The organism is Chryseobacterium sp. MHB01, assembly GCF_034651565.1.
GTDB lineage: Bacteria > Bacteroidota > Bacteroidia > Flavobacteriales > Weeksellaceae > Chryseobacterium > Chryseobacterium nepalense.
The window spans coordinates 48,338-62,246 of record NZ_JAYEDA010000001.1 but is presented as its reverse complement, the minus strand read 5'-3'; the positions used below and the strand labels follow the sequence as shown (position 1 = coordinate 62,246).

General features: G+C 37.3%; 11 protein-coding genes. 3 read left to right on the top strand and 8 right to left on the bottom strand.

Features of this window, described 5'->3' with window-relative positions:
* The 4 genes from U9K52_RS00315 to U9K52_RS00300 form a co-directional block, all read right to left on the bottom strand.
* Positions 1-1,320, bottom strand: a complete 1,320-nt coding sequence (locus U9K52_RS00315; RefSeq protein WP_322924362.1) for a serine hydrolase domain-containing protein — start codon at positions 1,318-1,320, stop codon at positions 1-3.
* A gap of 181 nt (positions 1,321-1,501) precedes the next feature.
* Entirely contained in the window at positions 1,502-2,296 is a 795-nt protein-coding gene (locus tag U9K52_RS00310; protein WP_263601297.1) for a thymidylate synthase, read from the bottom strand.
* A 105-nt stretch (positions 2,297-2,401) separates the two neighbouring features.
* Positions 2,402-3,151, bottom strand: a complete 750-nt coding sequence (locus U9K52_RS00305; protein WP_263601298.1) for an SDR family NAD(P)-dependent oxidoreductase — start codon at positions 3,149-3,151, stop codon at positions 2,402-2,404.
* A gap of 134 nt (positions 3,152-3,285) precedes the next feature.
* On the bottom strand, positions 3,286-3,726 hold the full coding sequence (locus U9K52_RS00300) for a hypothetical protein (RefSeq protein ID WP_263601299.1): 441 nt from the start codon (positions 3,724-3,726) through the stop codon (positions 3,286-3,288).
* A 256-nt stretch (positions 3,727-3,982) separates the two neighbouring features.
* On the opposite strand from U9K52_RS00300, the gene U9K52_RS00295 reads away from it, so the two are divergent.
* Positions 3,983-5,524, top strand: coding sequence for a hypothetical protein (locus tag U9K52_RS00295; protein WP_322924360.1), 1,542 nt, complete (start codon positions 3,983-3,985; stop codon positions 5,522-5,524).
* Positions 5,525-5,584: 60 nt separating this feature from the next.
* On the opposite strand, the gene U9K52_RS00290 is transcribed toward U9K52_RS00295, so the two are convergent.
* The 4 genes from U9K52_RS00290 to U9K52_RS00275 all read right to left on the bottom strand — a co-directional run bounded on the left by U9K52_RS00290 (position 5,585) and on the right by U9K52_RS00275 (position 9,891).
* Positions 5,585-6,934, bottom strand: coding sequence for an alpha-amylase family glycosyl hydrolase (locus U9K52_RS00290; protein ID WP_322924358.1), 1,350 nt, complete (start codon positions 6,932-6,934; stop codon positions 5,585-5,587).
* 473 nt (positions 6,935-7,407) lie between these two features.
* Entirely contained in the window at positions 7,408-8,001 is a 594-nt protein-coding gene (locus U9K52_RS00285) for a plasmid pRiA4b ORF-3 family protein (RefSeq protein WP_248391571.1), read from the bottom strand.
* A 130-nt stretch (positions 8,002-8,131) separates the two neighbouring features.
* Complete coding sequence (locus U9K52_RS00280) at positions 8,132-9,163, bottom strand: sensor histidine kinase (protein ID WP_248391569.1); 1,032 nt, start codon at positions 9,161-9,163, stop codon at positions 8,132-8,134.
* Positions 9,164-9,213: 50 nt separating this feature from the next.
* A complete protein-coding gene (locus tag U9K52_RS00275; RefSeq protein WP_072885369.1) occupies positions 9,214-9,891 on the bottom strand; it encodes a response regulator in 678 nt (225 codons plus the stop codon).
* Between the two features lie 188 nt (positions 9,892-10,079).
* Between U9K52_RS00275 and U9K52_RS00270 the strand changes: the two genes are divergently transcribed.
* Complete coding sequence (locus U9K52_RS00270; protein ID WP_322924352.1) at positions 10,080-12,548, top strand: TonB-dependent receptor domain-containing protein; 2,469 nt, start codon at positions 10,080-10,082, stop codon at positions 12,546-12,548.
* A gap of 24 nt (positions 12,549-12,572) precedes the next feature.
* Positions 12,573-13,787, top strand: coding sequence for a hypothetical protein (locus tag U9K52_RS00265; RefSeq protein ID WP_263601303.1), 1,215 nt, complete (start codon positions 12,573-12,575; stop codon positions 13,785-13,787).
* Positions 13,788-13,909 lie beyond the last annotated feature (122 nt).

Sequence of the window (13,909 nt, the reverse complement as noted above, 5' to 3'; positions counted from 1 at the left end):
TTATTCTTTTGTGAATGTGTTTTTGGATTCTCCCTGCATGATGATGAACTGATTTTTTTCGGGATAAAAATTGATTTCTATTCCGTACATATCACATTTAAAGTTTGTGACAGAAGTTGCTTCGAGAGGAAATGCGCTTTGTCCGGTTGCCTGCGCCATCAGTTTTTTATCCTGAATAAAGATAGCAATTTTCACAGGTACTCCAACAGAAGCGTATGTTCCGGCGTATTTCTGAAGTATGTTTTCCGGAATGGTTATCGTCTTAAAATTGGGGATCTCAAAATCTTTTCCGGTTGCAACGGCCATCATTCTTGAAAAAATTTCATCGGAATCCATATCCTGTTGATTGACTGTAAAACTAACCGCTGTTTTCAATTCAGGAAAGTATACCAGCTCTGATCTGAAACCGTCAATGGCGCCGTTATGTCCAAATCCTGTATACTTTTCAAATGGGAATTTCACAAGGCCATATCCGTAATCATTAATAAAATGTTTCATTTTATCAACGTTTTCTTTTTTAATGAGTTTTCCCTGTTCCAGACCTAGAATAAAGATTAAAAGTTCTCTTGGAGTCGAAATGATATTTCCTGCTCCAATCGGAATGCTCATATCCGTTTCAGGTGCTGCGATATAACTTCCGCCAGAATACTGATAGGATTTCGCCTGATTTTTTGAAGTATCAATCTTTCCTCCAACGCTTGTTAAAGTCAGTTTTAATGGTTTTGCAATTTTATCTTTAATTAATTCTGCGTACGTTTTTTTATAGATTTTTTCAAGAATTAATCCCAGTAAAATAAAGTTTGAATTGCTGTATTCATATTTTGAACCCGGCTCAAAGTCACTTTTATATTTTTTAATGATATTTACCAGATCATTTCCTGTGTGAGGCTGAGTATAATATTGTAAAAATTCGGCTTCATCCGTTAAATTATGAATTCCTGTTCTGTGCTGCAGTAAATGTTCGATGGTAATTTTATCTGCATTACCAATTTCCGGATAAAAATCCGAAAGCTTTTTGTCTAAAGAGATCTTTTTATCTTCAACCGCTTTCATGATCAGAACTGCGGTAAAAGTTTTACTGATTGAGCCTATACGATATTGCGTATTTACGTTGGCCTTCTGATTTTTTTCTGCATCTGCAAATCCGACTACTTTTATAAAGGTAGGCCGATTATCTTCTGCCAGTGCAAAACTTCCCATTATTTTATGGTGTACAAACAGAGAATCCAGATAATTGGACATTTTATCTTTCACCGTATTCTGGGAGAAAACCATACCTGAAATACCCATTGCTGAAAGAAAAAGTAGCTTTTTAAACATATCTTGAGATTTACCGGATAAGTTGAAAATTTTCAGGAGATGTTACAAAAAAAGTGAAGTTTTACACTTCACTTGGTTTATTTTTTATTGCATTGAAATTTGATATAAGAGCCCATCTGTAAGCTCCTGGTTTTTTCTATTCTTGTAGTAAAGGACTGCTAAGATTAAAATCTTCATTAAATTAAATTGCTACGGGAGCCTTTATTCCCGGATGCGGATCATAATTTTCCAGCGTAAAATCTTCAAAATCAAAATCAAATAAGTCTTTAATTTGCGGATTAAGCTTCATTGTTGGAAGCGCTCGCGGCTCTCTGGAAAGCTGTTTATGAACCTGTTCAAAATGATTGTTATAAATATGAACATCTCCAAAAGTATGCACATAATCTCCTACTTCGAGATCACAAACCTGTGCTACCATCATCAGCAATAACGCATAGCTTGCAATATTAAAAGGAACTCCCAAAAAGACATCAGCGCTTCTCTGATAAAGCTGTAAAGATAATTTTCCATCCGCTACATAAAACTGGAATAGAGCATGACACGGAGCCAGAGCCATATTCGGGATTTCTGCAACGTTCCATGCAGAAACAATTAATCTTCTGGAATCCGGATTTTTTTTGATCTGATCAACCACGTCCGTAATCTGGTCGATCACTTTACCGTCCGCGCCGTTCCAGCTTCTCCACTGTGCTCCGTAAACAGGTCCGAGATTTCCGTTTTCATCGGCCCATTCATCCCAGATGGATACTCCGTTATTTTTAAGATATTTAACATTGGTATCGCCTTTCAGAAACCAGAGCAATTCATAAATTATAGATTTCAGATGTACTTTTTTCGTCGTTACCAAAGGAAAGCCTTTAGAAAGGTCATATCTCAGCTGATATCCGAAGACGCTTCTTGTGCCGGTTCCCGTCCTGTCGGTTTTATCAGTTCCGTTATCTAAAATATACTGTAAAAGATCTAAATAGTTCTGCATCTGAAAAAGAATTTTAAGGTTCAAATTTAAAGAAAGTATTCCGAAATTATATGAAAAAAGCATCCATTTTGATGGACGCTTTCTATTGCTGAAAATCAAATTGTATTAAACTGCCGTATAGCCACCATCTACAAGATAATAGCCTCCCGTCATAAAAGATGATTTTTCTGAACTCAGGAATAACACCAGTTCTGCTACTTCTTCAGGTTTTCCCAGTCTTCCCATCGGATGTTTTGAGATCAGTGCTTCCTTCATTTCCTTTGTCAGACTTTCCAACAGCGGGGTTTCAATATATGCAGGCCCCACCGCATTGCAACGGATATTTTTCTGTCCGTATTCTGCTCCTATATTTTTAGTAAGCCCTACCACTGCGTGCTTTGCAGAAGTGTAGGCTGAGGAAAGCGGTGCAGCAACAGTACCATGAATAGAGGCCATATTCACAATAACTCCGCCCCCATTTTTTTCCATTTGTTCTAACTCATATTTGCACCCGTAGAATACGCCATCAAGATTTATGCTTAATACTTTTCGCCAGCTGTCGAGACCGTAATCGCCTGCCAGCGCCTGTTCGCCACCGATTCCCGCATTATTACATGCAATATCAAGTCTTCCGTAGATTTCTACTGTTCTTTTTACTAAAGCTTCCACTTCTTCAGGGTTTGAAGTATCTGCTTTTACAAAAGACGCTTCCCCGCCTTGTGCTTTGATGTCTCCGACTGCTTTGTTACCGTGATCTTCATTAATATCGGATACAATAACTTTGGCTCCTTCTCTCGCATACGAATGAGCAACAGCTAATCCGATTCCGGATCCTGCTCCTGTAACAAGTGCTACTTTGTTGTCTAAAATTCCCATATTGATTTTATTAATTGGTGATAATTGATACCACAATTTACGACAAAATACCGGTATTGCTTCTAAAGTAAGCAATAAAATTTTCTTAAATTATGGTTAAATATTATTTAAACAAGAAAACACTTATCCGGCGTTTACCAAATCTGCTTAATAGTCTGAGTAATGCTGTTCAGAGAAAAACTTTGTCCGTTACTTAATCCTGCCATTGATTTAGCTAATGGGGACTCTCCTGAAACGGTCATTACTTTACGGTTATCACAAATTACTTCTCCTATGGAAGCAACAATATAAAACAAACCTTTTTCAGTCTCTACCAACGCCCCGCTTTGTACTTTTGAGCAAGATTCGGGGCTTATTTTTTGTAGCAAGGCCTGCTGATTCAGCGTTTCATTCAACTGTCTCTGCAGATTATTAATTTCCTGCTGGAGCATTTCTCTGCCGGTTTCATATTTGTCGCCCATTGAACTTTTAGTATCATTGTTTGAAGCACGGGTATCTTCGATCAGCTGTTCAAATTTCTGAATTTTATCTATAAGTTTATTTTTTATGATATCTAATAATTTTGATTTATCCATAACTGAATTCATTTCACATAATTACCCAAATGTATTAATAATTAATTTTAAAAATTTAATGCCGCTTTTTCCGGTAGACTTATTCAGCACAGTACATTTTGTGGTCTTTGAAATACAGACATTTAACATAAAAATATTTTTATCACTACTATTTGAAAATTTTCTAAATTTGACTAATGTTTATCATTTTTAATAAAATAATCAATTCAAAAAAAGACAATCATTTATAAAACCTGTTAATTTTAATAAGAACACTATGAAAAAAAAATTAATTATTGTAATATCAGCTATTTATTCGTGCATGGCTTTAGCTCAGGTAGGGATAAATACACAAACACCACATCCATCTTCGCTATTGGATCTTAATTCAGATACAAAAGGACTTCTTTTACCAAGAATTACTACTGCTGCGGCCAACAACCTCTCCAGTACGGCAAGTGAGGGTCTTGTTGTTTTTGATAAAGATAAAAAGGCTTTTATTGGATGGGACGGAACAAAATGGCAAAACCTGGGTTATGAAGAAATTAATACCGTTCCTTCTGCGACCAATGTAACCATCGGTGGAAATTATACTATAGGTTCTGTACTTACAGGGAATTATACATTCTCTGATGCGGAAAGTAATCCTGACAATGCAACGACTTTCGTATGGAGAAGAGCAGATGATGCAACAGGTAGTAATATTGCTACGATTGGTTCTGCTACCTCTCAAAATTATACCACGGGCGCTTCGGACCTTAATAAATTCATTCAGGTCTGTGTAACTCCAGGTTCATTAGTTGGGGCTTCACCTGGCATACAAAAATGTTCTGCGTGGGGCGGGCCTGTTGGCGCAAACCAGGCTCCTGTTGCTACTGGTGTAACAATTTCAGGAAATGCAATACAGGGCCAAACTCTTACCGGAAACTATACTTACAATGATGCCGAAGGAAATGCACAGGGAACTTCCACTTTCAGATGGACACGTTCTGATGATGCATCAGGAGCTAACGAAACAACCATAGCAGGAGCAAATGGAATTACATACACTGTAGGACCCGGTGATGTTGGAAAATATATTAAATTCTACGTCACTCCTATTGCAATATCAGGTACAACAACGGGTGCAGAAGCAGGTTCTGCATTTAAAGGGCCTGTAATAAATCTGATAACCGGTACTATTTTTTCACAAGGATTTGAGACAGGTGATACAGTAAATTATACAACCTCAGGATTTTTTACAGGAGGTTTAAACTTTACTTCAGGGACAACAGCAGCAAGCGGAGATGCACCGGCTTCGTCCCCTTTATTTTCAACAGGGTCAAGAGGTTATGGATACTCTAATCCAACGACCGGTACAGTGACAAGTACCTATGTTGAATTTAACACCGTAGATGCGTCAAGCTATACCAATAATATTACTTTCAGTTTTGATGTGGCAGCATTTTCCATAGCAAGTACTACCAACGGAATGGAAAGCAGTGATCTTGTGTCGGTAGAAATAAGTACTGACGGCGGAGCAACGTATGCAACCAAACTTACGCTACTTGGAGGAAATTCTTCAAGCGGCTCAAATGTAAGATGGGCATTTACAGGCACAGGCACGGGCACCAACAGTTACTCTTCATCAAATCTTAATGTTAGCTCTTCTAACACCTCAACTTCTTCAGGGATTACGTTTACCGGAACCCAGGCAATAACAAAGCTATCGGTGACGGGAATTCCAAACTCGAGCCAACTCCGTATAAGAATTGGCTTAAGAAATAATGCTTCTTCTGAACTTTGGACTATTGATAATGTACAGCTGGTTGCTCTATAGATAACCAATCATTCTCTACAAAAAAATCTCCGCCTGTCCAGGCGGAGATTTTTATATGAATTACTTTTCAAAAACAGCATAATCGCCGGGTTGGAAATTAAAGTGCTTCCCTTCCTGAAAATCTCTGTTCATCTTGGTGAAAACATTTTTCAATGATCCGGACAGATGCTCGTCTTCAATATTGAAGTCAACAGGATCTTTTGACATATTTAAAACAACCAAGACTTCATGATTACTGTTTTTTCTTAGGTATGCAAATACTTTATCATTAGCAGTTGTATTCAGAAGATAGGTTCCGACATTAGGGTCTCCGCCTCTTAAAGCAGGATTTGATGATTTAAGGTTTAATAAAGTCTTATAAAACTCTGCCATCTGGTAATTATTAGTCCATTCTATAGGATCTTTTTCAAAGAATTCAAGTCTTTTCATATTGGGAAGTTCCTGTCCGGAGTAGAGCAAAGGAATTCCGTTCCATGTTGCAGAAAAGACTGCCATTGGCTTAGTGATCACACCATATTTTTCATATTCGGTGCCATTCCATGAGTTTTCGTCGTGATTGGAGGTAAACCAGGCTCTCATAGAACCATCTCCGATATTGGAGTATTGCATAAGAAGATCTTTCAGTTCCTGTATGGGGAGACTTTTCTTATAATAGTCTTCTGATTTGTGCATCCACTTCCATGAATAGCTTGCATCAAAGACTTTTCCATATTCCGGGTTTTCGAGTTCATCATATTCCCCAATCCAGAAGAGCGGCTTTATTTTTTCAACTTCAGGACGTGCCTGCTGCCAGAAATCTACTTCAACCCAAGAAGCAAGATCACAACGGAAACCGTCAATATCGGTTTCACGGATCCAGAATTTCATGGCATCAATCATTGCGAGCCTCATTTCCTGATTTTTATAATCCAGTTCTATGATATCATCCATTCCTGATGCACGGTGAAAACTTCCATCAGGATCTTTCAGATAAAATTCGGGATGTGTTTTTGTCCAGACGTGATCCCATCCTGTATGATTCGCTACCCAGTCGATGATGACTTTAAATCCCAAACGATGAGCTTCGTTTACCATATGCTTAAAATCATCCATTGTTCCGAACTCGGGATTGATAGATGTGTAATCTGCCGCGGCATACTGACTTCCCAGGCTTCCTTTTTTGTTTTGCTGTGCAATGGGAGTAACCGGCATAAACCAAAAGGTTTTCACACCCATCGCTTTTAGTCTCGGCATTTCCTTTTCAAAGGCTTTGAATGTTCCTTCTTTTGTATATTGTCTTACATTAACTTCATAAATATTGGTGGTGTGCTTCCATTCTTTAGGCTGTTCCGTCATTTTTCTTGTTGTATTTTGAGTGGCACAGGAAACGATTCCCAAGCCCATTATCGTTAATAGAATTAATTTTTTCATTATTTCTCTTTTAACAAAAATAACAATTGTGATTGGAATAAGAGAATTGTGGATGTCTAATTTTAGAATGCAGAACATTTCACTTTCAGTTCAGACCATTAAAATCCCGCTTCATTGATTTTTTAACAGTGTTAATTTTTTCATGTCGACTGCCCTAGCCCTGATCGCAGCTTTGTCTGAGCTCATTTTTAATTTTTCGGCGGCGCGGCTTCGCCGCGCCGCCGAAAAATTAAAAATAGCGAGTGCGGAGAGCAGGAAATAGCTTCCAATAAAATATATATTGCTTTTCGATGTAATCAAATAGCTCCTTTAAAAAATATCAATAATACAATTCGACGAAGTCAAAAAGCTTCAAATAAAAGATCTCAATATTAAATTATCCTTAAAGTAAAGACCAGACTGGAAATATCAATAAGATTCCGAAAATTTTGGCAATAAAAAAGCCCTGAATTTCAGGGCTATATATTTATTTTTTATCTTTCGTCATCGTTGTCTTCATCATCAAAAACATCGTCATTGTAATCTTCTTCTTCCTCATCATCGAAATTATCGTCGTCTTCATCTTCAAAATTACCACTAACGGCAAAATCATCTTCGAAGCTGAAATCATCATCCAGCAACGGCATGGCAGATTTCTTTTTAGACCCTCCCGTTCCGCTTTTGCTTGGTGCTTTTAAAGGCACGTTTCCGAATCGGTATACGGTAATCGGGTAATTTACGCCTTTTGTTTCATCTATAATTTCGATCAATTCGCAGAAAAATTCCCAAAGATCGAGAAGTCCGTACTGAAACTGAGCTTTATCACCTTTATTTTCGAAAGCTTCATCGATGTAAACATCCGACATAATCTCTCCATCGCCATCGTCACTCATATCTTCCAACGGAACACTTTTTACGATCGTTCCGTCTTCTTCCAGTAAATTAAAAGCTGAAAGCTCGTCTCCCTGCAAGCTGAACGCACTTTTAATTCCTAAATGTAAGTTCCATAGCGTCTGTTTTCCTTTAACTTCGATATCCCGGAAAATATCTTCTTTCGCATCTAATATTACGCGGATTTTGTAAACCATCAGTTTAAAATTACTTTTTTGCCTTTGTTATTATGATAAATCTCTGTTGCAAATATAAAATAAATGAGATGTGACAAAAAAATATTTCAGGATTTTTTAAAATATTTTTTTTCCTTACATTTTGCAAAAATTATTTACTTTTTTCAAGCATAAAACTGAATTTCGTTCCTTCAAGGTATACGCTTTCAACCGTGATATTTTCATTATGAGCTTCCAGAATATGCTTTACGATGGCCAATCCTAATCCTGAACCACCTTCTCTCCTGCTGCGGCTGGTTTCCACACGGTAAAATCTTTCAAAAATCCTTGGAAGACTTTCTGCTTTGATCCCCATTCCATTGTCGATAACTTCAATCAGGACTTTATTTTTCAGAATGTTCGTTTTTACCACTACTTTTGCTTCCTGCCTGTTGGCATAATGGATGGCATTGGAAATAAGGTTGATAAAAACCTGCGAAATCTTCTGTTTATCCGCCTCTACAAAAATCTGCGGATGGAGGGTCTGAATCTGCATGGTAGCATTGTGCTTTTCAGCTTCAAGATCAAGGAGGTCAAAAATTTCCCTGATAAGAAGGTTGACGTCAAATTTTGAAACGTTAAGATTTATTTCTCCTGCCTCCAGACGGTTAATCATATCAAGATCGGTAACGATGGCAATAAGCCTTTCTACCGACTTATCAATTCTCTCCAGGTATTTGTCGCGGATGGTAAGGTTGTCTACTCCGCCATCCCGCAGGGTTTCCACATACCCCTGGATGGAAAATAAAGGCGTTTTAAGCTCATGAGAAACGTTTCCTATATATTCCTTACGATAGCTTTCCATTTCCTTCATCATGTCCAGCTCAGTAACCTTTTTCTGATTTAAATCTGAAAATCTTTCTCCAAGTTCTTTGATGGTAATGTTTTCGGCATCATCGTGAACAATTTCCTGAGGTAACAGCAGCGAAAGTCCGCGGACCTGTTTTTTACCATAGTAATTGAACAGCAGCTCCAAAACAATATAATTAATGATAAAGATAAAAATAAGGCAAATGAAAAGACCAATCTTGAAGAAAGGTGTACTGTAATACATATCTTTTAGCGAATCGAAAATGATTACTAAAAGAAACATCACCAATGTCAGAAGACAAGAGGCTACAAGGGTAAGTCTGTAAAATTTCAATTTTACAATTTTTATGGGTTGATGTAAAGGTAAGAAAATGAAATTGAGTATTAAACAATAAGTTTATACCCAATCCCTTTTAAAGTCTGAATCGTGTTGATTCCTAATTTTTCTCTTAATCTTCTGATATGTACGTCAATCGTTCTCTCTCCCACGATCACGTCATTTCCCCACACCTTTTCCAGGATTTCTTCTCTTTTGAATACTTTCTCCGTATTGGAAGCAAGTAAGTAAAGAAGATCAAACTCCTTTTTCGGAAGCAGAAACTGCTGCCCGCTTTTCGATACTCTGAAATTGTCTTTATCAATGATCAGATCACCGATCTCAATAAGCTTGGAATTGTCCGAAACCTGAGAAGTAAGCTGTAATAAAGCATTTACTTTAGAAATAAGGATTTTCGGTTTGATAAGCTTTACGATATAATCGTTTGCTCCTGCCTGAAAACCTGCCAGCTGAGAGAATTCTTCGCTTCTTGCTGAAAGAAAAACGATCAGTGTTTTCTGAAGTTCCTTAATCTTACGAAGTTCCTGACATGTTTCAATACCGTCTTTCTCCGGCATCATGACATCCAATAGTATAAGATCGGGAACAATTTCTTTGGCTTTATCGATACCTTCGTTACCATTTGTGGCCGTATAGATATCATAGCCTTCCTTTTCCAGATTGTAAGACAGAATCTCTAAAATATCCAATTCATCGTCTATTAAGAGGATTTTCTTTTGGTTCATTTCTAATTTTTACGCGTCAAAGTTAATAATATTTTAATCACAGTTTAATAAAAGGAACATCGTTCACATAAAGTTAACAATAATATCTTTTTCTTAATGTTTAGTTAAGAAAAAATTAAATTTCCCTAAACCATTTACCCCACAGATTCTTTCTTCCTTTGCACCGAAAGTTATATAGTAAAAAAGAAATGAATTTTAGAAAACTGAGTATCGCAGTTTTGTTTTTAACAACATCGGGAACTGTACTTTACGCTCAAGAGACCACGAACGACACCCTAAAGAAAGAGAAAAAAATCGAAGGTGTAGTCATTAAAGGATCTACTAAAAAAGGAACTGAAGCCAATCTTATCAATTTGCAAAAAAAATCTGTAGAAGTAATTGAACGTGTAGGTTCTGTACAGCTTGCAAAACAAGGGGTCGGTGATGCAGCAACAGCTGTAACCAAAGCTACCGGAACCACTAAACAAGAAGGAAGCGGACAAATTTTCGTAAGAGGTCTTGGTGACAGATATAACAGTACTACATTAAACGGATTGCCAATTCCTTCCGACGATCCGGAATACAAAAACATCAATCTTGAGATCTTTAAGACGTCAATGATTGAATATATTTCGTTAGATAAAGTGTACAACCCGAAAATGCTTGGAGACTTTGGTGGAGCGAATGTAAATATCGTTTCCAGAGAGCATTCAGGAAAGCCTTATTTCAAAATAGGTTTGGGAAGCAGTATTAACCTTCAGACATTTGACAAAAAAGATTTCAAAGTGCAGGACGGTGCTCCGGGATTCTTCGGATATAAGGAAACCACTTTTACCAAAGGAAATCCTTATCAGAAATATCCTTTCCAGACGACATGGAATTTTAAAAATGCACAAAATCCTTTCAACACAGATATGAATATTGAAGGGGGTGCTACTTTCGGAAAGCTTTCCTTATTTGCTTATGCCGGATTTGAAAACTCTTATGAATACAGCCAGGGACAGGAAGGGTACTACTTCTTTGACAATACGCCGAGTAAGAACTACACAGACGTACAGCGTTTTAATTATAAAACCAATACTACAGCTCTAGTAAACTTAGGATATAAAATTAATGCCAACCATAAAATAAGCTTTACCTCAAACTATATCCACTCGTCTGACCAGTCAGCGAAAATTTATAAAGGATATTCCTATGATGTAGACAGAAATGTGATTATCAACCGTGGTGATAACAAGATCACAACCACATGGGTAAACCAGTTATTAGGAACCCATAAATTGGGAGACACATGGTCTGCAGACTGGGCTTTAGGTTACAATATGCTGAACAGTAAAAGGCCGGACCGTCTTCAAAATACCATTGATGCCACAAACTCTCAGCTCATTGCAGGAAGCGCCATCAACAACCACAGGTATTTTGATGAACTGAAAGACAATACAGTATTAGGACACGCTTATCTTACCAAAACGTTTGAAAAATTCAAAGTAACCGTAGGATATGACGGACAGTATAAGGACAGAAAATTTGAAAATACTACCATTGGAATGAACTTCAGCAATGTAGTACCGGTAGATCCTAATAATATCGACGGATATATCAATGCAGGAAACAATTCATTATTCTCTTATATCACTTTCCAGCCAACTGATAAATTATTCAATCCTTTTTATTATACTGCAAAGCAGAATATCCAGTCCGGTTTAGCCAATGTGGATATTACCCTTTCAGATAAATTTATCATCCAGGTTGGTGGCCGTTTTGATTATATCGACATGCAGATGAAATGGCTGGATCCCATTGCACAGGATGGTAAAAAGAACAAGCAGTACAACAAATTCTTACCTGCCTTGAACGCGAAATACAGCATCAACGACAAGCAGAATTTGAGATTTGCCTTCTCCAAATCATATACATTACCTCAGGCAAAAGAAATTATTCCTATTGCTTACTATGATGTAACAACGAATACCTACGGTAACCAGTTCCTTAATCCGTCTGACAATTACAATGCAGACCTTAAGTGGGAATTATTCCCAAGATCCGGTGAGGTTATTTCAGTTACAGCTTTTGGAAAATACATCCAGAATGCCATTGCAAGAACAAGCTATGCTAGTTCGGCTCCAAGTGACATGACATATTTCAACATTTCAGATTGGGGGTATATTGTAGGAGCGGAAGCCGAATTCAGAAAAGATCTTTATTCCTGGAATAACTCTAAAATTTATACATTCCTTAATGCTACTTACATGCATTCTGAACAGGAATTTAAATCTGAGAACGAAATTGCAAAAGAAAACGGAGGCAAAACCATTGTATTCAATACTGAAAAAGATAAAATCCAGGGAGTTGCAGATCTTATTGCCAACGTAAACTTAGGATACAACTACAAATGGAATAATGTAAACAGTTTAGATTTTGTAGTTTCTTATTCACATATCGGAAGAAGTCTTTATTCCGTGGGAACAGGATTTATCGGAAATTTTTATGAAGTGCCCAGAGAGATTCTTGATATGAATTTAAGTTTCACATTAAACAAAATCGGTATCGGGATTTCTGCAAAAAATTTACTGAATCCTCACTTCAAAATTGAGCAGGAAAATACCACCCAGACCTTCATCCACAAAGACTATACAAAAGGTCGTCAGTTAGGATTAAACCTGTCGTATAAATTTTAATAAAAATAAAAATCTATAAAAGTTATGAAAAAAACAATCTTAAAAGCAGCTCTTTTCTTTTCATTAGTTGGAGCATTTTCATCAGTAGCCGTTTCTTGTAGCAATTCTGATGACGACGACTCTACAGAAACAATTTCTACCATCGATCCAAGCAACTTTAAAGGAAATATTGCTGCGGGAACTACCGTAACATTAGACCCTTCAAAAGTATATACCATCACCGGTAAATTAATGGTTGAGAACGGTGCAAGCCTTATCATCCCTGCAGGAACAAGAATTACTGTAGCAGAAGGTGCCAATTATTTAATCGTGGACAGAGGTGGTAAAATCTTTGTAAACGGTACTGCTTCAAACCCGGTTGTTTTTGAGGGTACTGCACACAAACAAGGACACTGGGGAGGTATTGTTATCTTAGGAAATGCTCCTAGTAACAGAACTTCATCCGGAACATCAACTTCAGAATTGGGTGATTTAACGTACGGAGGAACAAACACAGCTGATAATTCAGGTATTATTAAATATCTTATTATTAAAGACAGCGGATTCAAATATAATCCTGAAAAAGAATTTAACGGACTTTCTCTTTTCGGAGTGGGCAGCGGAACTACAATTTCTTATGTATATGTAACTGTAGGTGCTGATGATGGTATTGAATGTTTCGGAGGAAACGCAAACCTTGATCACATTGTTGTAACAGGTGTGGGTGATGATTCTTTCGACTGGACTGAAGGATACAGAGGTACTGTAAATTACATTTACGCTGCCAGAATGAAAGCATATCAAACCGCTGCAGAACCAGGAAACAGAGGTATTGAAGCAGATACTCAGGATACCAACCCGAACACTACTTTCGGAAACGGTGCTTCTAATCCTGTCATCAACAATGCAACATTCTTAGGAAACACGGGAGGATCTGAATCTCAGGGCATGAAAGTAAGAGCAGGATCTAACGGTCAGTTTGACAACATCGTTTTGGCAAACTATTCAACAGGTCTTGATTTCGAAACAGACAGAACGTTAACATGGTTCCAGGGTGGTTCTTACATCAAAAACCTGAGATTTGTAAATGTTGCTACAAAATCTAAAGCTAAAAATACTGCCGGTACAGCCGTAGATATCAGTTCTGTATACACTGAAAATACATCTGCAACAGGTGCAGGTAGCGGAACAGCTTTACCAGATTGGGCTAAAGGGTGGACTGGCCTTTCCAGCTTCGACGTAACAGATGCTATGAATTAGTAATTAGTTTTATCATATCAAATTAAAAAAAACGGCATCGGAATTTTTCCGGTGCCGTTTTGTGTTTATTGAATAAATCTGTATTTCTGCTGATCCGGATTATGGAAATACAGAGAAAAATG

Coding starts and splice junctions, on each gene's coding strand:
- U9K52_RS00315 (WP_322924362.1), bottom strand. CDS start 1,320: ATGTTTAAAAAGCTACTTTTTCTTTCAGCAATGGGTATTTCAGGTATG.
- U9K52_RS00310 (WP_263601297.1), bottom strand. CDS start 2,296: ATGCAGAACTATTTAGATCTTTTACAGTATATTTTAGATAACGGAACT.
- U9K52_RS00305 (WP_263601298.1), bottom strand. CDS start 3,151: ATGGGAATTTTAGACAACAAAGTAGCACTTGTTACAGGAGCAGGATCC.
- U9K52_RS00300 (WP_263601299.1), bottom strand. CDS start 3,726: ATGGATAAATCAAAATTATTAGATATCATAAAAAATAAACTTATAGAT.
- U9K52_RS00295 (WP_322924360.1), top strand. CDS start 3,983: ATGAAAAAAAAATTAATTATTGTAATATCAGCTATTTATTCGTGCATG.
- U9K52_RS00290 (WP_322924358.1), bottom strand. CDS start 6,934: ATGAAAAAATTAATTCTATTAACGATAATGGGCTTGGGAATCGTTTCC.
- U9K52_RS00285 (WP_248391571.1), bottom strand. CDS start 8,001: ATGGTTTACAAAATCCGCGTAATATTAGATGCGAAAGAAGATATTTTC.
- U9K52_RS00275 (WP_072885369.1), bottom strand. CDS start 9,891: ATGAACCAAAAGAAAATCCTCTTAATAGACGATGAATTGGATATTTTA.
- U9K52_RS00270 (WP_322924352.1), top strand. CDS start 10,080: ATGAATTTTAGAAAACTGAGTATCGCAGTTTTGTTTTTAACAACATCG.
- U9K52_RS00265 (WP_263601303.1), top strand. CDS start 12,573: ATGAAAAAAACAATCTTAAAAGCAGCTCTTTTCTTTTCATTAGTTGGA.